Raw genomic sequence first — 25889 nt, forward strand, 5'->3', positions numbered from 1 at the left:
GTGCTACCGCCCGTCCTGGTCGTTGCCCGGGACGCGGGTGGCCCAGATCGGCTGCCGCTCCGTCCGCGGCTGGTTGGTGCCGTTCTGCCGGGCCGGCCGTTCGGCGCGGCCGCGCAGCGCGGTGTGCAGCCCGTCCCACAGGGTGCCGTCGGTACGGTCGCGCGGATCGGGGTCGATCAGCACCACACCGATCACCGGAATGCGCTGGTCGGCGAGCTGCCGGGCCACGGTGTGCAGCCAGGCCGCGCTGCCGTGTCCGGCCCGTACGACAAGCACCGTCTGGGTGCCGAGGTGGCGCAGGTCGGTCCATGCCGTGCCGGGCGCCACCGAGCCGACGCCGATGCGGCGCTCCTGAGGCGAGAGGGTCGCGGCACGCTCGCCGCTGACCACGGGCGGATCTCCCGGCTTCTTACGGCCTTCGAGCTGCCCGCCGGGCAGAGCGTCGACGACGGTCACCGGACCCTGTGCCGCCACGGCCCTGGCGAGGTCCAGGGCGATCACGCTCGTGCTGCGTGCGCAGCCCAGTTCCAGCAGCGACACCGGTTCCGCGAAATCGCCGGTGGTGCGGGCCAGGGTCGCGGTGAGCCGTTCGCGGGTGACCCGGGTGCGGCGGCGCTGCCACAGCTTGCCCGAGCGGCGGGGCAGCTCCGCGATGACCGAGGCGCCCAGGTTCGCGGCGATGTCCCGGCGCAATACGGGACGGTCCGCCACCACCGTGCCGACCGCGGCCAGGGCGAGGCCGAGGACGAGCCCGAGGATCCCCCCGACGGCGGCTTCGGTGACCAGGGCCTTGGGCAGGGAGTGGCGCACCGCGCGCGGCGTGTCCACGATCTGTGTGCCGGCGATGACCTGGGGGGTTCCGGTGCGGGCGTCCGCGGCGCGCTGGTCGAAGTCGGAGATGCGCGCGTTGAGTTCGGCCCGGCGGGCGAAGAGCGTCTCGATGCCCGCCGACGCCTTGGGGTCGGTGTCCGGGGACCGGTTTCCTATCTGCTTGTTGACCTGGGCGAGTTCGACGCGCATGCGGTCACGCTGGTCCAGCAGGGCCTTGGCCTCGGCCTTCGCGGTGTCCTTCATCCGCCGTACGTGGTCCGCGATGAAGGAGTCGGCCAGTGCCTTGGCGCGGGCCACCGCTTGCGCGTCGGTGTCGCCGGTCACGGTGATCTGCATCAGGTTGTTGGTCAGACCGGCACCCTGGTAGTCCTTCATGAAGTCCTCGGGCTTCACCGGGGACTTCAGGGACTGCAGCGCCCTGTCGGCGATCTGCGTGGTCTGCAGCAGCTGGACGTCGGTGCGGATCAGCGTGCCGGTGTCGTTCGGCTGGTCCTCCGCGTGCGCGACCAGCACCTTGGTCACTGCGGTCGGCGGGGGCGGCATCAGGACCGCCACCGCGGCGCCGGCCAGCAGGCCGAGAAGCGCCATGGCCGTCCACAGGCGACGGCGCCTGCGCACCGCCACCACCAGCGCCTGTAGGTCGATGAGCGGAGTGGCGGGCGACGACTCCGAGGTCGTGCTTGTCGTCACGCTGAACCTCCCGTTGCGTGGCCGCGCACCGCGAGCGCCAGCGTGGCGTCGTCCGGAAGCGGGCCGGCAGACCTCGTGGGGCGGGCCTGGACCAGGTCGGCGACGACGATGCCGACGACCTCATGCCTGCCGTCCGCGCATGCCTCCGCGATGCCGGCGAGCTCCTCGGCGGTCCAGCTGTCCACGCTGAGGACCACCACGGCACCGGACTCGTTCTCGCGGTCCGGCACCACCGGCCGGTCCACCGGCACCTCCACCATCCGCAGCATCGGACCGCTCCTGGCCTCGGCGACGAGCTGCCCCGCGGCCCGGCGGGCGATGTCGTCGCCCTGCGGTACGACGACCAGCAGCCGCTGGGCGGAGGGCAGTCGCTCTTTCAGGCGAGCGCAGACCCGCCGGTAGCGCAGACGTCGGCCGGCCTCGTCGCCGGACTTCTGCGGGGCCGGCAGGTCCCACGGGGTGTCGAGCCCGAGGAAGCGGCGGATGCGGGCTCGTGAGCCCCTGGCTTCCGGCCGGCGTGCGCGCCGTTCACCGGCCACGTCGACGGTGCCGAGGAGCGTGGAACCCAGCGCCGCGGCGATCTCCGGTTCGGTGCGCAGCCGGCGGTTCATCCGTGCGGCGACGAGATGGCCGATGACCGCGAGCAGGAAGAACAGCAACGCGCCGCCGACGATGAGCTGGACCCTCGTCGGCGCGGCCTCACCGGTCGGCGGGGCGGCGGGCCCCATGACGACCATGCCTGCCTTGTTGGTCGCCGGGTTGGCCTCGTCCACCTTCTTCATGGCCCCCTCCAGCGAGGTGCGCAGGTTCTCGAGCTCGGTGCGGGCCTGCACGCTCTCCACTGTCTGTCCCGGGTTGGCCGCCTTGGCCAGGTCACTGATGCGGCGGTTGGCCTCCTCGACCTTCTTGCGCAACGCGTCGTTCGCCGTGCTGGTCGCGGAGTCCGTGCCGCTGCCCGCGATCTGCGCGGTGTACTGCACGAATTGCTGGGCCACCTGGTCGGCGAGCTGCTGCGCGCGCTTGGGGGTGTCGGCCGTTCCGGCGATGGTGATGATGTTTCCGTCCGCGGCCTTGGCGCTGACCCGGTCCCGCAGCTCGGTGGTGCTCACGCCGGACCAGTGCAGCGCGTCGGCCGCGCGGTCGACCACCGCCGAACTGGTCGCGAGGTCCACCTGGGTGAGCAGCTCGCGCTCCTCCCACAGTCCCGGCAGGAGTACGGGGGCCGACGCCGTGTAACGCGGTGGGAACACCACGACCGAGGCGCCGAAGCCGACCAGCGCGCCCACGACGGCGAGGACGGCGAGAAGCCGCCAACGCCGGCTGAATATCCGCCCGATGGTGACCAGGCGTATCGTGTCCTCGCTCAACTGCGCTGCCTCTTCCCTGTCCGGATCGGGTCGTTCGCCGACACCGGGGTGTGGTCACGGCAGGCGGCCGCGTAGGCGGCGAGCAGCGACGCTTGTGAGTTCTCCCAGGACAGCGGCCCGCTGATCCGCTCCTGGCCGATCTTGCCCATCCGGGCCCGCTTGTCCGGGTCGTCCATCAACTCCGCAACGAGCTCGGCGAACCGGGCCTCGTCGTTGGCGGGTGCGTAGACGGCGGCGTCACCGGCGGAGACGCGCGCCTCCTTCAGGTCGAAGGAGACGATCGGCCGGCCCATCGCCATGTACTCGAGGACCTTGTTCATGGTCGACACGTCGTTGAGCGGGTTGCGCGGGTCGGGAGACAGGCACACGTCCGCGGTGGACAGGTAGCGCACCAGGTCGGCGTCCGGAATCCGCCCGGTGAACTGCACCTGCTCGCTGAGACCGAGTTCCTTGGACAGCTCCACCATCGCGTCGAAGGCGTCGCCGGAGCCGACGAACACCGCATGCCAGTCGGTCCGCCCGAGCTCGTCGCGCAGCTTCGCAAGCGCCCGCAGGGCGTAGTCGACGCCGTCCTGGGGGCCCATGACGCCCAGGTAGCACAGCAGATGAGGCTTGCCGCGCTTCAACTCCTGCTCGGGCGGCACCGGTTGGAACCGATCGATCTGCGGCGCGCTGCGCACCACGAACACGTCCTCCGGCCGCTTGCCGCCGCGGCGCACCGCGACCTCGCGGTAGCTCTCGTTCGTGGCGAGGACGATGTCCGCGGCCCGGTAGGTCCGCCGCTCCAGCGCGCACACGCCGCGGTAGAGCAGGTCCTTGCCGCGGTCGAAGCGGGAGAGGTACAGCTCGGGCACCAGGTCGTGCTGGTCGAAGACGAACCGCGCGCCGCGCCGCTTGAGCCACAGGGCCGGCAGGAACAGCAGGTCGGGCGGGTTGCAGGCGTGCACCACGTCGACCGGGCCGACCTTGCGGGCCAGCCGGGCCGTGTGCCACAGCGCCGATCCGTACTCCTTGAGATAGCCGGCCGGCCCTCCGGTGGCCGCGCGCAGCGGGTAGCGGTGGATCCGCACCCCGTCGATCACGGCCTCCGGCTCGGTGTCGCGCTTGGTGCCCTGCGGACAGATGACGTCCACCGTCCAGCCCGCGTCGCGCAGCGTCGTGCACTCCTGCCACACCCGCCGGTCGAAGGGCACCGACAGGTTCTCCACCAGGATCAGGGCGCGTCGCCCCGACCCCTCACCGCTCATTGCATTACCAAGCAAGGCCCACGTACCCAGGTTCGGCCCGGCGCTCGTCGGCGTCGGGAAGGTGGATGAGGTCGACGATCACCGGGGCGTTCCCGTGGGGCAGCACCGACAGCACGGACGGGTCCCTGGTGCCGACCAGACACACCTCGGCATGGTCGAGCACCTCCTCGACGGACTCCGCGAGCAGCTGCGCGAGGTGCGGCAGCCGGTTCTCGATGTACTCGCGGTTCGCGCCGAGCAGCCGGGACAGGCTGACATTGGCGTCGTAGATCTTGAGGTCATAGCCCTTGCCGAACAGGCGCTCCGCCAGCTCGACGAGCGGGCTTTCGCGCAGGTCGTCGGTGCCGGGTTTGAAGGACAGCCCGAACATTCCCACCCGGCGCTTGCCGGTGCGCTCGACCAGGTCCACCGCGCGCTGGAGGTGGTCGGCGTTGGAGGGCAGCACGTGGGAGAGGATGGGCACCGAGACGTCGGCCCGCTGTGCCGCGTGGACCAGGCTGCGCAGGTCCTTGGGCAGGCAGGAGCCGCCGAAGGCGAAGCCGGGCCGCAGATAGGCGGGGCTGATGTTCAGCTTGCGGTCGGCCAGGAACACGTCGATGACCTGGTGCGAGTCCACCCCGAGCGCCTGGCACACCGCGCCCAGCTCGTTCGCGAAGCCGATCTTCAGGCCGTGGAACGCGTTGTCCGCGTACTTGATCGCCTCGGCCACGGGGACCGGCACCCGGAACACCTCGCCGGGCAGGCCCTCGTACAGCGCCGTCACCGCGTCGCCGCTGGCCGGGTCGAGCTCGCCGATGACGGTCTTGGGCGGGTCGAAGAAGTCCCGCACGCTGGTGCCCTCGCGCAGGAACTCCGGGTTGACCGCGACCCCGACGTCCACGCCGACCGTGCCGCCGAGGCTCTTCTCCAGGATCGGCACCAGCAGGTTCAGGCAGGTGCCCGGGAGCATGGTGCTGCGGAAGACGACGGTGTGCCGTCCGCCGCGCTCGGCGAGCGCGGCGCCGATCTCCTCGGTGACCCGCTCCAAGTAGGTGGTGCACAGGCTGCCGTTGGGCTCCGACGGTGTGCCGACACAGATCAGCGAGATCTCGCTGTCCTCGATCGCCTCGCGGACGTCGGCGGTGGCGCGCAGGGCGCCGGTACGCACGACGTCGGCGATGAGCTCGCCGATGCGCTCCTCGACCACCGGCGCCTTGCCGTCGTTGACCAGGTCGACCTTCACCTGGTTGACGTCCACGCCGATGACCTCGTGCCCCAGGCTGGCCAGGCACGCGGCCGATACGCAGCCCACGTAGCCGAGCCCGAAAACGCTGACTCTCATGACCCGTTCCTCCCCCCACGCAGGCCCTTGTGGCCTGCGGTCCCCCCAGCAAGGCCCTTGTGGCCTGCCGTCCACATGTCGGCCGGACGACGCCCCCCGCGCATCAGTAGGCCCCCTGCCCGTGCAGCACCGCACGCAATGTCTTCCACAAGATCACCGTGTCGAGGGCGAGCGACCAGTCCTCCACGTACCGAAGGTCGAGGCGGACCGCCTCCTCCCACGGCAGGTCGCTGCGTCCGCTGATCTGCCACAGACCGGTGAGGCCGGGCTTGACCAGCAGCCGCCGCCGGATGTCCGGGTCGTACGCGGCGCACTCCTCCGGAAGGGGCGGTCGTGGGCCGACCAGCGACATCGATCCCGTCAGTACGTTGAACAGCTGCGGGAGTTCGTCGATCGAGTACCGGCGCAGCACCCCGCCCACCCGGGTCACCCTCGGATCGTGGCGGACCTTGAACAGCAGCCCTGCGCCCTCGTCGCGGTCGGCGAGTTCCGCGCGTGCCCGGTGGGCGTCGACGACCATGGTGCGGAATTTCAGGATGGTGAACTCGCGGCCGTCCTTGCCGACCCGGCGCTGGCGGTAGAAGGCACCGCCCCGGCTGTCCGCCAGCACGAGCAGCGCCACGAACACCATCAGCGGCGCGAACAGCATCAGCAGGACCGCCGAGCCGACCCGGTCGACGACCGCCTTGATGGCACGGCGGCCTCCGGTGAAGGCCGGCAGGCTGACCCGCAGCAGCGGGATACCGAGCACCGCGTCGACGTGCAGCCGCGGGCCGGCCACCTCCATCAGCACCGGCGCCACGACCATCTCGGCATCGCTGCCTTCGAGGTTCCAGGCCAGCCGCTGCAGCCGGTCCGGCGTCCAGTGCGGGTCCGGCGTGACGGCGACGACGCGGTAGCCGTCGTGGTGAACGTGCTTGGCGACGTCCGTCAACCGGCCGACGACCGGTACACCGTCCAGCTGGTCGCCGTCGCGCCCGCGACCGTCCGGCGTGCACACGGCCTCGACGCGCCAGCCGATGTGCGGGAACTTGCGGGTCCGGGTGATCAGGTCGCGCACGGTGGCCGGGCTTCCGGCGGCGAGCACCGGCCTGAGGCATCGGCCTTCCTTGCGCTGCTTGTGCAGCCAGAGGCGGAGCACATACCGCGCGGTCATGGTGACCAGCGCGATCGCGGGGACCGCGACGAAGATCCAGAGCTTGATGTTGCGCGAGGTGAGGGCTATGCCGCCGAGCGCCAGCACGACGGTCGCCGCGAACAGTGAGCGTCCGAGTCTTCGGAATTCCTCGGCGCCCTGGCCGAGCACGGCAGGAGCCCACGCCCGGCCCACCGCGAGCGCTCCCAGCACCAGCAGCCAGGTGCCGAAGGCGAGTATCCCCCACTTCTCATGCCAGTTGGCCGCGTCCCGGGCCCCGAAGAAGTTGCCTATCGCCGCCACCACCAAGGCGGTGGCAACCGTGTCGCTGGTGATCACGGTACGGCGGTACCGCTGTTCCCAGTCGCTCGCGGGCCGGCTCATCGCCTCGTTCGCCAGACGCCCGCGCGCTGACGAAAAAGGGTCGACTATTCCCCCCTGCCGCACAGAAACCCCCCGGTCCCCAGTGATACGACGTGTTCGCCCAACACTGCTGCCCCTCCCCCACGGGAGGCCCCCGCCTCCCGCACGCTTCCTCCCCTTGGGAGGTCCCCGCCCCCCGCGATGCGCTGTCCCTTCCCGTGGGAGGCCCCCGCCTCCCGCGCACGACATCACGGCTACTGCAACCGCACCTGAACAACTCGCCCTGGCCGCAGCACACTCACGTGCCCGGCCAGACTCTCGAGTTGTACGGAAACCCGTCGACGCCCCGGATGCTCCCCGCACCCGAAGCCCCTCTCGGGCCTCAAGAATTGATCACCCCCACGTCGGCACCAGAAACGCGGCTACTGGCTCTCTGCAACGCCGACCCATGGATCACCATTTGTCGCCTCGTGTCCCAGCATGCGAAGCAAGGTCAATCTAGACCATCGGAACCCATCTGGAGAGTGGAACGTGTGGAATTTGTGCCCGAGATTTGAAGATGGCTCCATTGGATCGGTGGCCGCCTGCGGGTGCCGCGGCGACGGAGGACGCGCCTGTGACCTGTGCTGCCGGGCGCGGAGAGGGTCTGTCCGACGGGATCTTGTCGGTGAGCACGGGGCTGTGACTGCGGGTGGGAGCGCTCCACGGCACATAGAAAGCGGAATCTCAGCGCTCTGTTCAAGCAGGCAGACACCGAGGCCGCACGGACGGCCCGCTCCGGACCACCGGGAAGTCAAGGGTCACTTTCGACAATTTGCGCGATGGAGTGCCGCGTTCTGCTTGGTACGTGGACGAGACCCCTGGCGGACCTGAGCCTGTGGGACGCGGACGTCAGCACGACGGGGAACAGCCGGCTGCCGCCGCAGCCACGTTTCCCGACGTCTGAGTCCCCCCAACATGAGGACTCATGGCGTGCAGCCTCACGATCGGTCAACAGCCGACTGCGCTGTCACCGTGGGTAGCGGCACGGCCAGCCCCACTCTCACGTGGCACATCAACCTCGGTAGCCGCACAGCCTTGGACGACAGACGCTCGATGCACCCCGCATCGCGACCGGTAACAGCCTTGCGGAGACGACGACTCCACACCGGACACGCCACGCTCCAGCGGTTGCGGTGACCGGCGTTGCTGAACCTCGGTGAGGTCGACGCGTACGACGGCGGGCGCACCGGCCGTGCGCGGCCAGGTTTCGAAGGCGGCCACCGACACTCCACACACCCGTCCATCGACCATGGGTCGACAGAACAGCAGGGAATGCCCAACGCCCTTTAGGCCGTCCGTAGACCTGCCCGAGTTTCCAGCCAAACTCCGTCCGACTTGGCAGGGAGCGCGAGGGGAGGGATGGCAACCCTCATTACTGCAGAGCGTCACCGTTCTGACCGGCCCGAATCAATCTCACCAACTGCCGGGACCGTTCGGTGCCGATGTGCAACTCCTTGCGCAGCGACTCGGCCGAGACGGGACAGCCGTGCAATTCGCGGTGCTGCGCGTCCACTTGGCGTGCTCGGCCATGGGTTTCCAGGCCAGGGCCGGCGCCGCGGCGATGTTCGCGAAGAGTGAGACGGCGATGCCCAGCAGGAAGGCGGGCCGCACGGTGCAGCGCTAGCGGCGGTTGGAGCGGGGCGGCTGCTTCCATGCGCTGCTCGGCGCGGCGCTCAACACGGCCTCGGCGTCGGCACCGTGGGCCTCCAGACCGCCGGGGGCGTCGCACCAGCCCAGTAGGCGCAGGTTCCCGATCTCGCCGGCGGCGCCGTTCGGGCCCGGTGCAGCCGTCCGCCGACGATCATCCCGGCACCGGTGCGCCGGGCCGGCGAGGATGCCCACGACATCGTCGATGTGGCGGGCGCAGCCGCGCCCGTGCTCGGCGACGGTGGCGAGGGTGGCGTCATTCTCGGCGTTCACCTGGCAGCCGAAGCGGCTGGCGAAGTAGCCGCTGAGGTTCACTCAGCTTCACGTACTGCCCGGCCGGCCGCCCGTCGTCGCCGAGTTCGTGGAGTCGTCCTTCGACGTCGTGCGCGCCGAGCGATTGGGTCTCAGCTGGAGGCCGCGCTCTGCACCGACGCCCTGGTCACCCTCGCCGCCACGCGCACCTTCCCGGTGAAGCAGCCGCCCTCGGGGACGCTGATGAGCGCCATGCATCACGGCGTCCCCAACCGGCATTGGACCGCCCCGGAGCCGATCACCAATAGTGCTGGGCATGGGCGCAGACGCCGTGACGGAGGTTCGACGATGACCATCTCCCCACCACCCGCAACCGCCGAGCCGGCCCGTGCCACCTCGCCGTTGACGATCAGCGAGCAAGGCGCGTTCTGGGTCGGTGTCGGGCGCAAGCCGACCGAGGCCGGGACCGCCGCCGAGGCCGCGATGTACGTCCAGTACCAGATCCCGGCCGATCTCCGGCATCCGCTGCCCGTGGTGATGGTCCACGGGGGCGGCGGCCAGGGCACGGACTACCTGTCCACGCCGGACGGGCGCCCCGGCTGGGCCACCCGTTTCCTCCAGGCCGGTTACGCCGTGTACGTGGTCGACCGTCCAGGTCACGGGCGCTCCCCGTACCACCCCGATGTCCTCGGGCCCATCGAGGGCGCGGCGCCGACGTACGAGTTCATCCGCTGGCTGTTCTGCGAGGGGGCGGGACGACCTGGCAGCCAGTGGCCCGGCAGCGGCGAGATCGGCGACGACTCCGCGCTGGACCAGTTGATGGCGAGCCAGGGCCCGACGCTGCCCACCTTCGCCGAGAACGAGGAGCAGATGCGGCGCTGCGGGGCCGAGTTGCTGGACCGTATCGGACCGGCCGTGCTGATCACTCACTCCATGGGGGCGCCGTTCGGCTGGCTGGTCGCCGATGCCCGGCCCGGGCTGGTGAAGGCCCTTGTCTCCGTCGAGCCGATCGGGCCGCCGTTCACCGAACTGCCCGGCCTCGGAAAGCTGGAGTGGGGGCTCACCGCGGCCCCGATCACTTACGAGCCGCCGGTACGGACCCCGGAGGAACTGCGCCTTCGGCTGCGCGAGGCGGGGGGCGACGGGCTGCAGGACTGTCTCGTCCAGGACGAGAAGGCAGGCGCCGTGCGGTCCCTGCCGGGGCTCCAGGGCTTCCCGATCGCCGTGGTCGCGGCCGACGCCTCGCCGTTCGCGGCGTTCCAGCACGGTGTCGCCGACTACCTCGTCCAGGCCGGTGCCGACGTCGAGTTGCTGCGCCTGGCGGACCTGGGCTTCACGGGCAACGGTCACCTGCCCATGGGCGAGAAGAACTCCGACGACGTGGCCGAGGCACTGATGACCTGGCTGAACAAGCGGCTGACGGATGCGGAGGAAACGTCCCGATGACCACCGTGCCGACCGTCGAGACGATGTGCTCATCGTGGGAAGCGGGCCCGCGGGAGCGAGCGCCGTACTGGCGCTGAGCACCTAGGGCGTGCCGAACGTCATGGTCACCCGCTACTCACGCCTCGCGAACACGCCCCCGGGCGCACATCACCCACCAGCGCACCATAGAAGTGCCGCGTGACCTGGGTGCCGAAGAGGATGTGATCGCCCAGGCCACTCCGCAGCATCTGATGGGGAACACCGTCTCCTTCACCGCCATCGCGGGCGAGGAGCTCGGCCGTGGTCGAGGAGTTCGTCGAGGTGGACTCCCCCCGAGGAGGCCGCGGAGTTGGGCCTGGCCAACCCCTTCGGCCGGGCGCGCTCCGACATCGTGCTGCAACCGGTGATCGCGTGAGGGAACGCGCCCTGTACTTCACCTGTCAGGCCCAGCCGATGCGCGTCCTCTTCCGGTCGGGTGCCGTCCCGGACGCGGTGCCCGACGAGGTCGCGCTTCTCGGCCTGCGTCGCGTGCTCGTGCTGTGCGACGACCATGGCCTGGACACGGCCCGGGCCGTCGCCGCGTCTCCCGGCGACGCCTGCGCCGGGCTGCACGCGGGGGCGGTGACGCACGTCCCGGTGGAGGTCGCCGACCTGGCCGTCGAAGCGGCTCGCCAAGCCCGGGCCGACGGCTGCGCGGCGGTCGGCGGCGGTTCCGTGGCCGGCCTGGCCAAGGCCGTCGCGCTCAGGACCGGCCTGCCGATCGTCGCCGTCCCGACGACGTACGCCGGACCGGAGATGACACCCGTCCAGGGCCTGACCGAGGGCGCGGTCAAACGCACCGGGCGCGACCCGAAGGTGTTGCCGCGCAGCGTCGTGTACGACCCGCTGCCCACGCTCACCATGCCGCCCGTGGGGTCCGCGACGAGCGGCATGAACGCGATCGCGCACGCCGTCGAGGCGCTGTACGCCCCGGACTCCACTCCGATCGTCTCCCTCATGGCGGAGGAGGGTGTGCGGACGCCGGTCGCGGCCCTTCCCGAGATCGTCGCCGACCCCTCGGGGCATGACGCGCGCAGCCGCGCGCTGTACGGGGCGTGGCTGTGCGGTGCCTGTCTCGGCGCCACCACCATGGGGTTGCACGACAAGCTCTGCCATGTGCTCGGCGGCACGTTCGACCTGCCGCACGCCGAGACACACGCCGTCGCCCTGCCCCATGTGCCGGCCTTCAGCGCGCCGGCGGTTCCCGAGGCACCGGCGGCGCTGCGCCGGGCGCTCGATGTCCCGGACCCGGTAAGGGAGTTGCACGAGCTGGGCGAGCGGCTGGGCATCCCGCGATCGCTCGCCGACCTGAGCCTGACCGCCGCCGACGTGGACCGTGCGGTCGATGTCGCTCTCGGGGCGCCGTACGCGAATCCCCGCCCGGCCTCCGCCGACGATCTGCGCGCCGTCCTGCACGCGGCCTGGGCGGGCGAGCCGCCGTACGGCGGCTCGCCCCTCCTACTGGGAGATCTCGGCGTACGGAACGCCGGTCGCGCGTCGGGCCACCTGGCGGGCGACCTCGGCGAACGCGGGGGCGGCGGGCGAGTGGCCCGTCTTCGGATAGGCGACCGCGGCCACTGCGTGGAGGGGCTCTTTCGGGGCGACGGTCTCCACTCCCGGGTGGTGCGGGAACATCCGGGCGCCCGACAGGGGCATCAGTCCCACCATGTGCTGGTAGGCGATCTTCGAGGTCATGTCCAGGACCGAGCGGGCGTGGGAGCCGACTGTCGGGGCGTCGTGGTCCCCGTGGTGTCCCCCCACCCACAAGTCGTCATCCGGGTGGGGGGTGACCCAGGGCTGGTCGTAGACCTCGGTCATGTCCACCGCGGCGGCCGAGGCCAGCGGATGCCCCTTCCACAGCACGAGGGAAACGGGCTCGGTGAAGATCGGTACGCGTGTCAGGCCCGGCATGTCGACGTTCAGACACATCAGCGCCACGTCCCACTCGCCGGCCAGCAGCGGAGCCTGCCCCTGGTGGAAGTCCGCTTCGTGCACCCGGATCGTGGCTCTGGGATACCGCTCGCAGAACGCCTCGATGACCGGATGCGTCAGCTCCGCGAGAGCCACCCCGTAGAGCGCGATCCGCACCTCGTCCCGTCGCCTGGCCCTGATGGCGTCTGCGGTGGCGGCGAGCCGGTCGGCATCGGCCAGCACCTCGCCCGCCCGTTGGAGCAGTTCCGAGCCGTCGGCGGTGAGCGCCACATGCCGTTTGTCGCGGTCGAACAACTGGACACCCAGCTCACGCTCCAGGGCGGCGATCGATCGCGTCAGCGCGGGCTGGGTGAGGTGCAGCCGCTCGGCGGCGACCCGGTAGTTCAAGGTCTCCGCGAGCGCCGAGAAATGGCGCAGGTTCCGGAGTTCCACTCAGCCTCCAGAAAGGCGAGGTCCACAGCGTTGTGGTCCGCGCCACGTTACCGCGCGCTTCCCCGCACGTCACCAGGCAGAAATGTGCGGCATTCCCGTCACCCCCTCCGAACTGCTGTGATGCGCGACACTCATCAAGCTCCCAGTTACCGGCATTGGACGGTCCTTCGCCGCGCTGCCAACACTCCCTTCAGGCCGACCCAGAACAGCAGCGGATGGGGTGCGAATTGTCCGAGACAACCGAGGCAGCCGAGAAAATCATCGAGATTCCGCAGCCGGAGCCGGACCTGACACCGGAGGAACTCGTGCGCCGGGCCGCCGGCATGAGGGCCTGGCTTCGTGATCACCAGGACGAGACCGAACAGCGGACCGGTATCTCCGAGGACACGCACAAGGCGTTCCTGGAGGCGGGTTTCTACCGGTCCCTCCAGCCACGCCGCTTCGGCGGTTACGAGTTCGACCTGCGGACCTACTCCCGGATGGTCACCGAGGTGGCCCGCGGCTGCCCGTCCAGCGGCTGGAACCTGTGTCTGGCCGCCTCCCACAGCCTGGTGGTGGCCGGCCGCTTTCCCGAGAGCACCCAGCGCGAGGTGTTCGGGCCGGACGGTGACTTCCGGGCCCCGCTGCCGATCGCCCCGAGCGCCACCGCGACGAGGACCCCCGACGGATACCTGGTCAACGGCCGCTGGGACTACGCCTCCGGAGTCAACGTCTCCACGCACTTCCTGGGGGGCGTGCTCATCATCGACGAAGAGGGCGGCATACCCGTGCCGGGCATGGTGCTCGTGCCCTCCGGCTGGCGGATGCTCGACAACTGGGGCGAGATCCTGGGCTTCCGCGGCAGCGGCTCCAACAGCGTCGTGGCCGAGGACGTCCTCGTACCGTACGAGTACGTGTCCAGGACCCACCTCGGGGCGGCCGACGCCACCGACGGGCCGGGGGTGGAACTGCACGGCAACCCGATGTACGCGGGCCGGCTGATGCCGTTCTTCAACATCCAGCTGTGTTCGATCGTGGCGGGCACCGCCTGGGCCGCGGTCGACGAGTACCAGCGGATCATCACCACCAAGAACAGCTTGCTGCCGCCCTTCAAGCCGCGCAGCCACGACCCGGAACACCAGCGCAACCTCGGCCTGGCCACGGCCCTGGCCGACAGCGCGCAGCGGATCATCCTGTCGGTCGCCGACGACTACGTCGCGTACGCCGCCCGGGGCCTGGCAGGGGGCGAGCCCTTCTCCGAACTGGACGACCAGGCTCTCTCCGTCACGGCCCGGCAGTCCGGCCAACTCGCCTGCCAGGCCGTCGAGATGCTGGCCGCGGCCAGTGGCTCCAGCGCGCTGGCGAACGGCCAGCGCATGCAGCGGTACCTGCGCGACGTCGCCACGTACAAGACCCACATCAACGCGCAGCACGGCTCGTGGGCCACGGCGTACGCCCGTTCTCTGCTCGGGCTGGAGACCCCGGCGTGAACCGGCGGACGCCCGCCGCGACGGCGCCCGGCGGTGGCCCGGCGGACGACCCCGGCCGGTTCCGGCACGTGCTCGGCCACTACCCGACGGGTGTCACGGTGGTCACCGCGAAGGAACCCGACGGCACCCCGGTCGGCATGGTGATCGGCTCGTTCACCTCGGTGTCCCTGGACCCTCCGCTCGTCGCGTTCCTCCCCGGCAGCTCCTCCACGACCTGGCCAAGGATCATGGCCGGCGGCTCCTTCTGCGTGAACGTGCTGGCCGCCGGCCAGGAGGGCCTGTGCCGGGACGTCAGCGCCAAGGCACCCGACGTCTTCGACCGCCACCCGTGGCGCGGCGCGGCCTCGGGCAGCCCCGTCCTGGCGGGCGTCGCCGCCTGGATCGACTGCGACATCGCCGACGTATGGACCCTCGGCGACCACTACTTCGTCCTCGGCCACGTCCGGGAACTCGGGGTGGAGAAGACCGGCGCCGCACCGCTGGTCTTCTCCCGGGGGCGGCTCGCCCCGCTGCCGCCCCGCCGGGACCACGACGAATCGGCCGACTACACCTGGCCCGACTGGCTCTGAGAACTCTGAGAGAAGAGAGACGCACCATGCGCGATCAAGGGCTCGGCTCGTGGCCCGTGCGGCGTGCCCGCATGGCGCCGGAGGCCACCGCCGTCGTGCACGACGGTGGATCCCTGTCCTACGGGGAGCTGGCCGCGCGCGTGACGCGGCTCGCGCACGCCCTGCGTGCCCTGGGGGTCGGGCACGGCGACCGGGTGGCCTACCTCGGCGCGAACCATCCGGCCCTGGCGGAGACCCTGTTCGCCGCGAACGCGCTGGGCGCCGTCTTCGTCCCGCTCAACACCCGCCTCGCGGCACCCGAGTTGGCCTTCATCCTGGGCGACTCGGGAGCGTCGGTGCTGGTGTTCGCGGCCGAACTCACCGACGTCGTCGACGCGTTCAGGGACGACGTCGAGGTGAAGCAGTACGTCGAGGTGGGGAGCGCGTACGAGGAGCTGTTGGCGAACGCACCGGACGACCCCCTGGACGAGACGGTCGGCCTCGACGAGGTGTGCATGATCCAGTACACCTCGGGCACCAGCGGCCGTCCCAAGGGGGTCATGCTCACCCACGCCAACATCGCCTGGAACTGCTTCAACATGCTGCTGGACGTGGACATCGCCTCCGACGACGTGGCTCTGGTGGTGGCACCGATGTTCCACACCGCCGCCCTCAACGCCGTCTTCCTGCCGGGCTTCCTCAAAGGAGGGAAGTCGGTGCTGATGCGCGCTTTCGACCCGGAACGGGTGCTCGACGTCATCGCCGAGCACCGGGTGACGAGGATGTTCGGCGTGCCCGCGATGTACCAGGCCATGGCCCGGTCGTCGCGGTGGGCGACGGCCGACCTGTCGTCGATCCGGATCCTGCAGTGCGCGGCGGCACCCGTACCCAAGGCCCTCATCCACACATACCAGGGCCGCGGCCTGACCTTCCTCCAGGCGTACGGCCTGACCGAGACCGCCCCCGCCGCACTGGGCCTGCGCGCACAGGACAGCATCCGCAAGGCCGGCTCGGCCGGCACACCCTGCTTCTTCACCGACGTACGCGTGGTGCGACCCGACCTCACCGACGTCGCACCGGGCGAGGTCGGCGAGGTGATCATCGAGGGCCCCAACGTGATGAAGGGCTACTGGCAGTGGCCCGAAGCGACCAAGGACGCCTTCGTTGAAGGAAGTTGGTTCCGCTCCGGAGACGCGGCCACCGTCGACGAGGAGGGGTACGTCACGATCGTCGACCGCATCAAGGACATGTACATCTCCGGCGGGGAGAACGTCTATCCGGCCGAGGTCGAGCAACTCCTGTACCAGCACCCCGCGGTCGCCGAATGCGCGGTGATCGGCGTACCCGACGAACGATGGGGCGAAGTGGGCAGAGCGCTGGTCGTGCCCCGCGCGGGCTCCGACGTGTCGCCCGACGACATCATGGACTCCCTGTCCGGCCGACTCGCCAAGTACAAGCTCCCCAAGTCGGTCGTCCTCGTCGACGCCCTGCCCCGCAACGCCACCGGCAAGATCCTCAAGGCCCGCCTGCGCAGCCAGTACGGCTCCCTGCCGGACCGCGGCGCCGAGGAGGCATGACGCCAGGCCAGGGAATCCGAACACGCCACGCCACACGGTCACCACCGCCCGTCTCGGCGACCTCGTGGCGCGGACCGGCGCCCTGCCTTCCGGACCCACCGCGGCCGAGGACCAGGCATGGGGCGTCACCTGCCTGTACGCCATCCATGATCCAGTCTCCCGGCACTGCGTCATGGCGCGAGCGGGCCATCCCCACCCGTGCTCGTGACCCCGGAAGGACACGCTGAGCTGGTGGCCCTTCCCGCCGGACCGCCCCTCGGCCTGGGCGGCCCGCCAGTCGAATCCTGACGCCCAGCCGAACAGTTCCTTGGCCTTCCGGCGAACCGCACCTGCTCGTCCAGCACCGCGGTCGCGCCCAGGGGCGTCGGTATGGCAGAGGAAGACCTGCCCTGCGGCCGGACTGGCTGATCACGCCCTTTGAAGGTGCTCGTCATCGCCGCTCCTGAAGTAGGTGCAGGAGAGGTTCGGCTCACGCAACGCCGGACGCCTGCGCGCGATGGGCCGCGAGGAGTCGCCGCAAGGCGGCGACGCTCTCGTCGATGCGGTCCGGTGCGCCGGACGTGACCTGGTGAAAGACCAGGCCGTCCAGGGCCGCGAACACGATGCCCGTCATCTCCTGTGACACGTCGAGGCAGGCCAGCGCCTCGCGGACAGCATTGCGGTAGGCGTCGTAGAGCAGGTCGACGTGATGGCGCAGTTCAGGCCGCCGACTGGATTCGAGCTTCAGCTCGTACTGGAAGATCTGGAGGTCGGGGTCGGCCGCGACGAAGTCGGCCAGGGTCGCGGCGAAATCCTCCAGCCTTCCACTGGCGGGCACCAGCGAGGACGTCTCGACGCTGCGGGCGACACACCACCGCAGCGCCTCTTCGAGCAGCGTGTCACGCGAACCGAAGTGGTGGGCGACCAGCCCGTGCGTGACACCGGCTTCCGCTGCGACGGCACGATACGTCAGCTTTCGCAGGCCGCCACGGACCACCACCCTGACCGCCGCCTCCAGGAGAGCCCCCCGCCCCTCGCCATAACCGGGCCGGGCCTCCTGGCCGGCAGCTCCGTCCCTTTCCGCCTCGGCAGTCACTGACCCTCCCTCTGTCCGGCTGTTCCCCGAAGGTCAATCTATCCTATTGACAAGTTATCCAGATGGATAGATTCTCGCTCCAGCGCTCGCCTCCCCTCTGCACTGGAGTTCCCATGGCCCTTCCCGAAGGACTGAGCACCACCCCGTTCGCTCCCCGCTACGCGGACCACGTCGAGGAGTGGATCGACGTCTACGGCAACGCCGTACCGCTGGCCATCGGTGATCCGGCGGAGGAGTACGAGGCCATCCGCACCGCCGTCGGCGCCTCCGAGTACTCGATGCTCTACAAGTGGCACGTCGAGGGCGAGGACGCCGTCACGACCGTCGACGCCGTCTTCTCACGGAGCGTCAAGGGGCTGGGCGCCGGACGCATCGCCTACGGGGTCGTGGTCGACGACGACGGGATGATGGTGGACGACGTGACCGTGGCCGTCCTCGCGCCGGACCACGTCGTCGTCACCGGCGGCGATCCGGCCACCCAGCAGTCGCTGGCCGCCCATGCCCCCGCCGGGACCACGGTCACCGAACGCCGCGACGAGTCCGCCGTCCTGACCCTTCAGGGCCCGCGCAGCCGCGAGGTCCTTCAGCGCCTCACCGACGTCGACGTCTCCAGCGCCGCGTTCCCCTACTACACCTTCCTGCGCGACACCCTCGTCGCGGGCATCCCCGCACAGGTCAGCCGGCTCGGGTTCACTGCCGAGCTCGGCTACGAGATCCAGGTCCCGCGGGAGCGCGCGCTGGAACTGTGGGACGCGGTCTTCGAGGCCGGAGCGGACCTCGGGATCAGGGCCTTCGGCGCCCTCGCCCTGCTGACCTGCCGCACCGAAGCCGGGATGATCATGGGTGAGCTGGAGTACGACCACACGGTCACCCCGTTCGAATGCCGGATGGGCTGGGCGCTCGACTTCGACAAGGGCCCCTTCCAGGGCCGCGACGCGCTGCTGGCCAAGAAGGACAGCGTCACCGGCCGTGTCGTCAGCGTCGTCGTGGACGCGGCGCCGGAGAGCGCCGAGGGCGCCCGACTGGAGCTGGACGGCCGGGACATCGGCTACGTGACGATGGCGGTGCCCTCCCCCGCCCTCGACGGCGCCACCCTCGGCCTGGCCCGGGTGCACCGCGACGCCGTGAAGTCCGGCACCACGCTGACCGCCGTCGCCACCGACGGGTCCAAGGCCGACGCCACGGTCCGGCCCACCCCCGTGTACGACCCCGAGCGCGCCCGCGTCCGGGCCTGACCCGACGGAGATCCTGACGTGCAACGCTACATACTCACGCTCCGCTGCCCCGACCAGCCGGGCATCGTCCACGCACTCGCCGCCGGCGTCGCCGAGGCCGAAGGCAACATCCTGGAGAGCGCCCAGTTCTCCGACCCCGGCACCGGCATCTTCACCATCCGTGTGAGCCTGGAGACACCCGCGGCCGACACCGAGAAGTTGCGGGACGAACTCGCGCTGCGGCTGGCCCGCTTCGACCCCGTGCTGACCGTCCGGCCCGAGGAGCAGCGCCGCCGGGTGCTGCTGATGGTGTCGAAGTTCGACCACTGCCTGGTCGACCTGCTCTACCGCTGGGACCTGGGCGAACTGCCCGTCGACATCCCGCTGATCGTGTCCAACCACCCCGACCTCGAACCGGTCGCGAAGCGGTACGGCATCCCCTTCGTCCACCTCCCCGTCACCCGCGACACCAAGCCCGAGGCGGAGGCCGAGCTGCTGCGGCTGGTGGCCGACCACCAGGTCGACTTCGTGGTGCTCGCCCGCTACATGCAGGTCCTCTCCGACGACCTGTGCCGCAGGCTCTCCGGGAGAGTCATCAACATCCACCACTCGTTCCTGCCGGGCTTCAAGGGCGCCAAGCCCTATCACCAGGCCCACGACCGGGGCGTCAAACTCATCGGCGCCACCGCCCACTTCGTCACCGCCGACCTGGACGAGGGTCCGATCATCGAGCAGGACGTCGTCCGCGTCGGACACCGCCACACGGCACCCGAGCTGGTCGCGATCGGCCGGGACGTCGAGCGGATCGTGCTGGCCCGGGCCGTCCGGCTGCACGCGGAGGACCGCGTCGTCCTCACCGGCTCCCGCACCGTCGTCTTCGCCTGACGACCGCACCGAGAGGCTCGTACGACATGACCACCGCGACGCTGCTCGACGGGAAGGCCGCGGCAGCCGAGACCAAACGTGAACTCGCCGAGCGGGTGCAGTTGTTGAAGAACCGGGGCATCGCTCCCGGGCTGGGCACCATCCTCGTCGGCGAGGACCCCGCCAGCCGCTCCTACGTCGGCGGCAAGCACCGCGACTGCGCCCAGGTCGGCATCGCGTCGATCCGGGTGGAGCTGGCCGCCACGGCGACCCAGGCCGATGTCGAGGCCGCCGTGCTCCGGCTCAACGCCGACCCGTCCTGCACCGGCTTCATCGTCCAGCTGCCGCTGCCGGCCCACATCGACACCCACGCCGTACTGGAGCTCATCGACCCGGCCAAGGACGCGGACGGGCTCCACCCCGCCAACCTGGGCCGACTCGTGCTGGGGATGCCGGGGCCGCTGCCCTGCACCCCGCGCGGCATCATCGACCTGCTGCGGCGCAACCGCGTGCCCATCACCGGACAGCAGTTCTGCGTCATCGGCTGCGGGCTCACCGTGGGCCGCCCGCTCGGCCTGATGCTGACCCGCAGCACCGAGCACGCCACGGTGACCCTGTGCCACGAGGCCACCCAGGACACCGCCGCCCACGCCCGCGTCGCCGACGTGGTGGTGGCCGCGGCAGGCGTGGCCCATCTGGTCAAGCCCGACTGGATCAAGCCGGGCGCCACCGTCCTGTCCGTGGGCATCACCCGGACGGTCGAGGGCATCCTCGGAGACGTCCACCCGGACGTCGAGCAGGTCGCGGGCTCCCTCGCACCGCCGGTCGGCGGAGTGGGGCCGATGACCCGGGCCATGCTGCTGACCAACATCGTCGAGGCGGCGGAGCGCAGCGGCTGACGTCGGCGCAGAGCGTGGGGGGGCAGGACCGTGCGGTCGTGCCCCCTACTCCGCATGCGGCGCCGTGCGGCAGGAGAGCCGCACCCACACCTACCTGCGGCCTGAGTAGTCGAGGTAGCACTCCACCGGCTCGCCCTCGTAGCTCCAGGGCCACGGCGTCACCAGTCCGCCGACCTCGGAGAAGACCGGGCCTGCATGCCTGCTGCGGCCTGCCCGGGTCAGGGCGTAGGCGAGGATTCCCAGGTCCGCGACGGCGGCCGCGTGACGCAGGTGACCAGGGTGCAGCCAGTGGGCCATGCCTTGGTCCAGCAGCCGTGCGGTGTGCGGCTGCGACCAGTACCGGCTGACCCCCAGCGCCTGGAGTCCTCCGCCGCTCCTTTCCCGGTGGTACTGCCGCACAGCCGCCGTCAGCGGCAGGCATGCCGTCGGCGCGTCCCACGGCATGACCGCGATGGCATCGTCGAGGAAGTCCCGCAGCGCGGCCTGGCTGCCCTGCTCCTCCGGGGAGAGGTAGCCCAGGATCTGCAGATGCGCCTCCCGGTGCCATGGATCACGCGCGCGTATCTCCTGCCAGACGGGGGACAGTTCAGAACTCGGCCGCCCCAGAAGCCGCAGCGCCGCCAGCGCACCCACCCAGGGGGTCGGATCACCAGGGCGGGCATCGGCGGCGACGCGGCAGAGCGCCAGGGCCCCATGCGGGTCGGTCGCCAGTTCGGACCACCCGGCCAGCGCCAGGGCATCCGGGTCGCGGGGCCGCCGCGCGCGCCAGGTCCGGGCCAGCGCGGGCGCGGCCTGCGCGAGGACGCCGACCCGGTGGCAGCGGCGGTCCCAGTCGTCACCGGTGTTCCGCAGGAGCCGCTCCACCTGGGCGATGGCGAGGTCCTGCGGCCCCGGCCCCCGGGCGGCGGCGATGCCTCTCAGCACCCGGCCCAGCGCGACGTCGTCGAGTTCGGGGGCGAGGCGGGGTGCCTGTCGCTTGTGGACGAAGAGAGCCATGTCCTTTTCAGTGTCTTCGGTGGGCGGCGTCAACCAGTGCGTCGAACAGGGCCTCCTGGGCCGGGTCCCGGTCCGCGGTGTCCTCGGGGTGCCACTGCACCGCCGTGAACCACCCGGGGTGTCCGGGCAGTTCGAGTCCCTCCACGGTGCCGTCGGCGGCCCGCGCGGTGGCCGTGAGCCCGACACCGATGCGGTCGACGCGCTGGTGGTGGTAGCAGGAGGCCTCCGTCTTCTCGGCGCCGGTGGCCTGTTCGAGCAGGGTGCCGCGCTGGATCGCGACCGGATGCACGATGTGCCGGTGTTCGCGGTCCGCGCCGCCCATGTCCTGTTCCAGGCTGCCGCCGAGGGCGACGTTCACCACCTGCAGCCCTCGGCAGATCGCGAGCAGGGGCAGTCCCAAGTCCAGGGCCCGCCGGGCGACTTCGAGGTCGAACACGTCCTGGAGGTCGTCGACGTCATAGACGCTGTCGTGGGTGTCGGTGGCTCCGTACCGGTGCGGTGCCAGGTCTCCGCCGCCCGGGAGCAGCACGCCCTCGAAGCGGGCGAGCCGCTCGGCCACGTCGGCTCCGGCCGGGTCGGCGGGGTGGATGCTCACCGGCTCGCCCCCGGCCCGCCACACGGCCTCGACCAGCGCGCGGGCGTTGACCTCGGCGGCGTAGCGGAGCGCGGAGGTGGTGGCGGCGAACCGGGCCGGAATCGCGATCAGGGGTCGCGTGTGCGTACGGGTCACAGCTGGATCCAGGTGGTCTTCAGTTCGGTGTACTTCTCGATGGCGTGGGCGGACTTGTCGCGGCCGTTGCCGGACTGCTTCATGCCGCCGAAGGGGACGGTCAGGTCGCCCTCCTCGTAGCAGTTGACCCAGACCGTCCCGGCCTTCAGCGCGCGCGAGACCTTGTGGGCGGTGGACAGGTCGGAGGTCCACAGACCGGCGGCGAGGCCGTACTCGGTGGCGTTGGCCAGCCGTACCGCCTCGTCGAGGTCGTCGAAGGTGAGGACGGACAGGACGGGGCCGAAGATCTCCTCGCGGGCCAGCCGCATGCCGGGGTCGACCCGGTCGAACACGGTGGGCCGCAGGTAGCTGCCGCCGGTCTCGGCCAGGGCCCGGCCCCCGCCCACGCGCAGCCGGGCGCCCTCGTCCAGGCCGGAGGCGACATGCTCCAGGACCCTGCCGAGGTGGCTGTCGCCGACCAGCGCACCCATCTCGGTGGCCGGATCGAGCGGGTCGCCCACCCGGAGCTCGCGCGCCCGTGCCACGACCGCCTCCGTGACCTGCTCGGCGATGGAGGAGTGGACAAGCAGCCGGGAGGGGGCGGTGCACATCTCGCCCTGGTTGAAGAAGATGCCCCAGGCGGCGGTCGCCGCGGCCTTCTCCAGGTCGGGGGCGTCGGGGAGGATGATGTTCGGTGACTTGCCGCCGAGTTCGAGCCAGACGCGCTTGAGGTTGGAGTCGGCGGCGTAGCGCAGGAAGTGACGGCCGACGGCCGTGGACCCGGTGAAGGCCAGGACATCGACGCCGGGGTGGAGGCCGAGCGCCCGGCCGGCCACCGGCCCGTCACCCGTCACGACGTTGAGGACACCCGGCGGCAGTCCGGCGTCGGTGGCGACGCGGCCGAGCAGGAGGGCGGACAGCGGAGAGGACTCCGACGGCTTCAGGACGACCGTGCAGCCCGCGGCGAGCGCGGGCGCGACTTTCCAGCTCGCCAACGTGAGCGGGAAGTTCCACGGCACTACGGCGCCGACGACACCGGTCGGCTCCCGGGTGATCAGGGCGAGCGAGTCCGGTGCGGTGTGGGGGGACTCGTCCGTGAGTTTGTCGGCGAGCTGCCCGTACCAGCGAAAGGTGTTGATCGCGGCGCGCAGCTCGATGGCGTACGCGTCCGTGATCGGTTTGCCCATCTCCAGGCTCACCGTCAGCGCCAGTTCCTCGCGCCGCTCCTCCAACAGCTCGGCGATCCGCAGCAGGACCCGGCCGCGCTCGGCGGGCGCCAGGTGCGGCCACGGCCCGGTGTCGAAGGCGCGGCGCGCCGCCGCGACGGCGAGATCGACCTCCGCCTCCCGCGCGTCGGCGACCTGGACCAGGCTCTGGCCGTCGCGCGGGGAGATCACGGCGAACGATCCACCGTCACCGGCTTCGCTCCTGCCGTCGATGTGGTGCTGCGTGGGCAGGTCGAGTTCCTTGGCGCGGCGCAGCAGTTCCTCATGGGTGGCGTTCAGCACGCGCTTTCCCTTCGCTTCCTTCATGTCGGTCGATGACAAACAACTCGTGGTGCTCGGCAGAAGGCCCGATACGGCCGGGGCGCAGGCTCCGGCCGTATCGGTGAGGCATCACGGTGTTCAGTCGGAGGTCTCCGCCCGGGTCCGTGTCAGCCGGGCGCCGACGACACCGAGGACCAGCACCACCGGAACGGTGAGCTCGAGCCACATGGCCGTCGTCTGGTCACCGCCGATCAGCGTCGTGAAGTTGTCGACGATGATCCAGACGGCCCCGGCGATGCCGAGTGCGCCCAGTACGGGGGCGATCAGGGTGTTCCACGGGCGGGTGTCGGCGCGCGAGCGGCGGAAGAACACGACGACCGAGACCGAGGTCAGGAAGTACAGCAGCATGACGCCGAGGACGGAGACGCCGCTGAGCCAGGAGAAGAGGGTCAGCACCGGGTCCTTGCCGAGGAGGGCGAAGGGCATCACCAGCAGCACGGAGATAGCGGTCTGCGCGGCGCCGGCGCCCCAGGGCGAGTGACGCCGGTTGACGACGGTCAGGCCGCGGGGCAGCAGACCCTCGCGGCCGAGGGAGAACAGGTAGCGGTTGGCGGAGTTATGGAAGGCCAGGATGCCCGCGAAGAGGGACGTGACCAGCAGGATCGGCAGCACGTCGCCCGCCCAGCCGCCGAACAGGGCGGCGATCGGGGCGAAGACGAAGCTGGTCCCGTCACCGCTCTGCAGCGCCTTACCGGCATCGCCCGTCGCCTGGGATGCGCCGTGCGCCGAGACCAGCATCCACGTGGTGAAGGCGAGGAAGACGGTGATCAGCGTGACGGAGGCGTAGGCGGCGCGGGGGACGGTCTTGCGGGGCTCGCGGGCTTCCTCGCCGTAGATGGCCGTGGACTCGAAGCCGAACATCGACGCCACGGCGAACATCAGGGCCACACCGGGAGCGCCCTGGAGCGCGGCGGACGGCGAGAAGCTCTCGGTGACGCCGAGCCCCTCGGGGCCGCCGCCCTTGAAGAAGGTCACGAGGGCGAAGGCGACCAGGATGCTGAACTCGGCCAGCACGAAGACGGCGAGGATCTTCGCGCCCATGTCGATCCCCAGGGCGCCGAGGATCTCCACGACCGCCATGGTGACCAGGACCCAGACCCACCATGCCACGTGGGCACCCGAGTAGTGCTCGACCAGGGCACTCACCGAGGCGCCGTACAGCCCGTACATGGCGGCCTGGACGGCACAGTAGGCCAGGAGGGCGAGCCCGGCGCCGCCGGAACCGGCCGGCCGACCGAGGCCCTTGCCGATATAGGCGTAGAAGGCTCCGGCGTCCACGACATGACGGCTCATGGCGACGAATCCGACGGAGAACAGCAGGACGATGACGCCGGCCGCGACATAGGCGGTAGGAGCGCCTGCGCCGCTGCCGATGGCGACGGCGAAGGGCACAGCCCCGGCGATGGCCGTCAGCGGTGCCTGGGCGGAGAGAACGAAGAAGAGAACGCCCAGGACACCGAGAGAATCGGGCTTGAGCCTGCCTGCCATGGATGCATCATGACCCGCTTGCGTAAGAGACACGGTCTGACTGTCCACTCGAATCACCTGCCGGGGGACGGGGGGCGGAGTTTCGTTTTAGGCCAAACGAGTTGCCTCATGGTGGGCTGGAACTATCCGTTTGGCAAGGGGTTTCGGGGAGATCCTTCTGCGGCCTCGGAGGTCTTTGCGAGACCGTGACCCAGGCGACGGGCCGGCCGGCCGTGCCCCGGCGCATGAGGCGTACCAGGACGTTGGCCTCGGGGAAGTGGGCGGCCCAGCAGCCGTGCGCGGTCGGGCAGGACACGACCCGCGTCGTGGGGGTGGACGTAGATCACCCGGCACCCGCCGCGGATGCCGCGGCAGCGATCGTCGAGGCCGTAGAGGGGGGTTGACGCTCAGCAGGGTCGGCAGGGTCCGCTTGGCGCCCGTCCGGCGGCCGCCGTGCCGCGGCGACTGGACGACGGCCGCGATGCAGGCCGCGTACTCCCTGGGCGACCGACGGTCAGACCGCAGTCGCCGGGGTCGCTCTCCGGTGGCCCGGACGCCATCGGCGACGTGCCGCGTTCCCGTCCCTACTCGTGGACCGTGATGGCCTGCAGCGGGCAGACCTCGGCGGCCTCGTACAGTTCCTCGGCGCTTGCCACGTCCACGTCGGCCACGTAGACGTCGGTCGCCTGCGACCGCAGGGACAGGCGCCCCTCGTCGTCCAGCGCGAACAGGTCGGGGGCCGCGTACACGCACTGGCCGTGGTCCTGGCACTTGTTGAGGTCGACTTCGGCCTTCATGACG

At 70.8% G+C, this 25889-nt stretch carries 20 protein-coding genes and 3 pseudogenes; 10 read left to right on the forward strand and 13 right to left on the reverse strand.

Translation table 11 applies throughout. The features are described from left to right. Positions 1-3: 3 nt before the first annotated feature. The 6 genes from ACWC1K_RS20925 to ACWC1K_RS20950 form a co-directional block, all read right to left on the reverse strand. A complete protein-coding gene (locus ACWC1K_RS20925; RefSeq protein ID WP_450833243.1) occupies positions 4-1521 on the reverse strand; it encodes a Wzz/FepE/Etk N-terminal domain-containing protein in 1518 nt (505 codons plus the stop codon). After that, the gene (locus ACWC1K_RS20930; RefSeq protein WP_450833244.1) at positions 1518-2888 is read right to left on the reverse strand and encodes a polysaccharide biosynthesis protein; all 1371 of its coding nucleotides are present in this window, start codon (positions 2886-2888) and stop codon (positions 1518-1520) included. Before ACWC1K_RS20930 ends, ACWC1K_RS20925 begins: the two co-directional genes overlap by 4 nt. Continuing rightward, positions 2885-4135 carry a glycosyltransferase family 4 protein gene (locus ACWC1K_RS20935; RefSeq protein WP_450833246.1) on the reverse strand — a complete coding sequence of 417 codons (1251 nt, stop codon included), beginning with the start codon at positions 4133-4135 and terminating at the stop codon, positions 2885-2887. The genes ACWC1K_RS20930 and ACWC1K_RS20935 overlap by 4 nt, the downstream gene beginning before the upstream one ends. Before the next feature lie 4 nt (positions 4136-4139). Continuing rightward, on the reverse strand, positions 4140-5456 hold the full coding sequence (locus ACWC1K_RS20940; protein ID WP_450833247.1) for a nucleotide sugar dehydrogenase: 1317 nt from the start codon (positions 5454-5456) through the stop codon (positions 4140-4142). Positions 5457-5559: 103 nt separating this feature from the next. Continuing rightward, positions 5560-7038 (reverse strand): sugar transferase, encoded by a 1479-nt coding sequence (locus ACWC1K_RS20945; protein WP_450833249.1) that lies wholly within the window; start codon positions 7036-7038, stop codon positions 5560-5562. Positions 7039-8616: 1578 nt separating this feature from the next. Beyond that, positions 8617-8958: a hypothetical protein gene (locus ACWC1K_RS20950; protein ID WP_450833250.1), complete on the reverse strand. Its 342-nt coding sequence runs from the start codon at positions 8956-8958 to the stop codon at positions 8617-8619. 285 nt (positions 8959-9243) lie between these two features. Between ACWC1K_RS20950 and ACWC1K_RS20955 the strand changes: the two genes are divergently transcribed. The 3 genes and pseudogenes from ACWC1K_RS20955 to ACWC1K_RS20965 all read left to right on the forward strand — a co-directional run. Then, a complete protein-coding gene (locus tag ACWC1K_RS20955; protein ID WP_450833251.1) occupies positions 9244-10341 on the forward strand; it encodes an alpha/beta hydrolase in 1098 nt (365 codons plus the stop codon). Further along, positions 10319-10628, forward strand: a pseudogene (locus ACWC1K_RS20960) (FAD-dependent monooxygenase); the annotation flags it as partial. The gene ACWC1K_RS20955 and the pseudogene ACWC1K_RS20960, both read left to right, overlap by 23 nt. 145 nt (positions 10629-10773) lie before the next feature. Continuing rightward, positions 10774-11799, forward strand: a pseudogene (locus ACWC1K_RS20965) (maleylacetate reductase); the annotation flags it as partial. An 18-nt stretch (positions 11800-11817) separates the two neighbouring features. Here the strand turns inward: ACWC1K_RS20965 and ACWC1K_RS20970 are convergent. Further along, on the reverse strand, positions 11818-12723 hold the full coding sequence (locus ACWC1K_RS20970; protein WP_450833253.1) for a LysR family transcriptional regulator: 906 nt from the start codon (positions 12721-12723) through the stop codon (positions 11818-11820). Positions 12724-12950: 227 nt separating this feature from the next. Between ACWC1K_RS20970 and ACWC1K_RS20975 the strand changes: the two genes are divergently transcribed. From ACWC1K_RS20975 to ACWC1K_RS20990, 4 genes and pseudogenes are all read left to right on the forward strand, one after another. Beyond that, positions 12951-14192 carry an acyl-CoA dehydrogenase family protein gene (locus tag ACWC1K_RS20975; RefSeq protein WP_450833254.1) on the forward strand — a complete coding sequence of 414 codons (1242 nt, stop codon included), beginning with the start codon at positions 12951-12953 and terminating at the stop codon, positions 14190-14192. Beyond that, entirely contained in the window at positions 14189-14761 is a 573-nt protein-coding gene (locus ACWC1K_RS20980; protein ID WP_450833256.1) for a flavin reductase family protein, read from the forward strand. Before ACWC1K_RS20975 ends, ACWC1K_RS20980 begins: the two co-directional genes overlap by 4 nt. A 26-nt stretch (positions 14762-14787) precedes the next feature. Beyond that, positions 14788-16317 carry an acyl-CoA synthetase gene (locus ACWC1K_RS20985; RefSeq protein ID WP_450833257.1) on the forward strand — a complete coding sequence of 510 codons (1530 nt, stop codon included), beginning with the start codon at positions 14788-14790 and terminating at the stop codon, positions 16315-16317. A gap of 52 nt (positions 16318-16369) precedes the next feature. Next, positions 16370-16602, forward strand: a pseudogene (locus ACWC1K_RS20990) (SpoIIE family protein phosphatase); the annotation flags it as partial. Positions 16603-16786: 184 nt separating this feature from the next. Here ACWC1K_RS20990 and ACWC1K_RS20995 read toward each other — a convergent pair. After that, the gene (locus tag ACWC1K_RS20995) at positions 16787-17392 is read right to left on the reverse strand and encodes a TetR/AcrR family transcriptional regulator (RefSeq protein ID WP_450833259.1); all 606 of its coding nucleotides are present in this window, start codon (positions 17390-17392) and stop codon (positions 16787-16789) included. A gap of 113 nt (positions 17393-17505) precedes the next feature. Here ACWC1K_RS20995 and ACWC1K_RS21000 point away from each other — a divergent pair, with 113 nt between their 5' ends. Genes ACWC1K_RS21000 through ACWC1K_RS21010 form a run of 3 tightly spaced genes read left to right on the forward strand, consistent with a single transcriptional unit; the run spans position 17506 to position 20369 of the window. Further along, the gene (locus ACWC1K_RS21000) at positions 17506-18627 is read left to right on the forward strand and encodes an aminomethyltransferase family protein (RefSeq protein WP_450833261.1); all 1122 of its coding nucleotides are present in this window, start codon (positions 17506-17508) and stop codon (positions 18625-18627) included. Between the two features lie 18 nt (positions 18628-18645). Next, positions 18646-19491: a formyltetrahydrofolate deformylase gene (purU, locus tag ACWC1K_RS21005; protein WP_388924339.1), complete on the forward strand. Its 846-nt coding sequence runs from the start codon at positions 18646-18648 to the stop codon at positions 19489-19491. A gap of 26 nt (positions 19492-19517) precedes the next feature. Next, positions 19518-20369: a bifunctional methylenetetrahydrofolate dehydrogenase/methenyltetrahydrofolate cyclohydrolase gene (locus ACWC1K_RS21010; protein WP_450833263.1), complete on the forward strand. Its 852-nt coding sequence runs from the start codon at positions 19518-19520 to the stop codon at positions 20367-20369. Positions 20370-20459: 90 nt separating this feature from the next. Here ACWC1K_RS21010 and ACWC1K_RS21015 read toward each other — a convergent pair whose 3' ends face one another. From ACWC1K_RS21015 to ACWC1K_RS21035, 5 genes are all read right to left on the reverse strand, one after another. Then, positions 20460-21365 (reverse strand): hypothetical protein, encoded by a 906-nt coding sequence (locus ACWC1K_RS21015; protein ID WP_450833265.1) that lies wholly within the window; start codon positions 21363-21365, stop codon positions 20460-20462. Positions 21366-21372: 7 nt separating this feature from the next. Beyond that, positions 21373-22095: a gamma-glutamyl-gamma-aminobutyrate hydrolase family protein gene (locus ACWC1K_RS21020; protein WP_450833267.1), complete on the reverse strand. Its 723-nt coding sequence runs from the start codon at positions 22093-22095 to the stop codon at positions 21373-21375. Beyond that, on the reverse strand, positions 22092-23606 hold the full coding sequence (locus ACWC1K_RS21025; RefSeq protein WP_450833269.1) for an aldehyde dehydrogenase: 1515 nt from the start codon (positions 23604-23606) through the stop codon (positions 22092-22094). Before ACWC1K_RS21025 ends, ACWC1K_RS21020 begins: the two co-directional genes overlap by 4 nt. A gap of 93 nt (positions 23607-23699) precedes the next feature. Further along, positions 23700-25157 carry an APC family permease gene (locus tag ACWC1K_RS21030; protein WP_450833270.1) on the reverse strand — a complete coding sequence of 486 codons (1458 nt, stop codon included), beginning with the start codon at positions 25155-25157 and terminating at the stop codon, positions 23700-23702. Positions 25158-25672: 515 nt separating this feature from the next. Further along, positions 25673-25885: a ferredoxin gene (locus tag ACWC1K_RS21035; RefSeq protein ID WP_450833272.1), complete on the reverse strand. Its 213-nt coding sequence runs from the start codon at positions 25883-25885 to the stop codon at positions 25673-25675. Between the last annotated feature and the right edge of the window lie 4 nt (positions 25886-25889).

The sequence above is a fragment of the Streptomyces sp. NPDC001492 genome (genome assembly GCF_053597275.1).